This window comes from Psychromonas arctica (genome assembly GCF_038155225.1).
Lineage (GTDB): Bacteria > Pseudomonadota > Gammaproteobacteria > Enterobacterales > Psychromonadaceae > Psychromonas > Psychromonas arctica_B.
On record NZ_JBAKBA010000281.1, the window covers coordinates 1 to 221 of the forward strand.

General features: G+C 35.3%; 1 protein-coding gene. It reads right to left on the reverse strand.

The features are described from left to right. Positions 1 to 45: 45 nt before the first annotated feature. The gene (locus V6255_RS19420; RefSeq protein WP_425355958.1) at positions 46 to 138 is read right to left on the reverse strand and encodes a DUF1499 domain-containing protein; all 93 of its coding nucleotides are present in this window, start codon (positions 136 to 138) and stop codon (positions 46 to 48) included. Positions 139 to 221 lie beyond the last annotated feature (83 nt).

A 221-nucleotide genomic window follows, 5' to 3' on the forward strand; every position in this document is an offset into this window, starting at 1 on the left:
AAGTAAAATAATCAGTCCATTTTATTCTATATATCCGTTTATAACTTATTGCTTAAATTGTGTTATAAACTCACGAACACGTAGTGCATTTTTACCTCGATCGCTACGCCCGATACGAGAATGAGAGCGAATCTCAATGAGGCTTCCCGTTGTTGCTCATTGAATTCGAATAACAACATCATCTTAAAAATCAAATGCAATCGTTGAAGCTACTGCTTCTA